This window comes from Faecousia intestinalis, assembly GCF_040096185.1.
GTDB lineage: Bacteria > Bacillota > Clostridia > Oscillospirales > Oscillospiraceae > JAZOXB01.
Map to the genome: position 1 here is coordinate 1 of NZ_JBBMFF010000009.1, position 615 is coordinate 615.

Here is a 615-nt window from a genome sequence, read left to right on the forward strand (position 1 = left end):
GGTCCCATGGCGGATAACAACACAAACCAGGCTCCTTGGGAAGCATACAAGTATCAGATCAAGCAGATTGTCATTGGTAAGGACATCACCTATATCGGCAAGTTCAACTTCTTCCGGTGTAGCAGACTGGAAACCGTGACCTTCGAGGAAGGCAGCAAACTGGAGCGCATCGGCTGGGGTGCTTTCGGTTACAGCAGCCTGCCCGCTATCACCATTCCTGACTCTGTTACACAGATCGATGGCTATGCTTTCTACTACTGCTCTAAGCTGTCCAATGTGGAGATCAGTGAAAACAGCAAGCTGACCAGAATGGGCGAATACGTATTCAAGGCCGACACAAGCCTGACCAGCCTCTACATTCCTGACTGCACTGTTCAAATCGGTGCAGGCCTCTTCCAGGATGCTATCGCAAATGTTACGCTGTATGTCGCGGAGAACTCCTATGCGCAGTCCTATGCTAAGAAGTACGGCATTGCTTATGAAACACGGAAAGCGAAGTTGACTGTTGTCGCTTCCGGCACTTGCGGAGAGAACGCCTCATGGACGCTAGACTCTGAGGGTGTTCTGAATATCACCGGGGACGGTCCCATGGCGGATAACAACACAAACCAGGCT

1 protein-coding gene is annotated in these 615 nt (G+C 51.2%); it reads left to right on the forward strand.

What is annotated here, in order from left to right; translation table 11 throughout:
* Positions 1–615: leucine-rich repeat domain-containing protein (locus tag WMO66_RS00070; protein ID WP_349134366.1), on the forward strand; the 615-nt coding region annotated here is incomplete at both ends.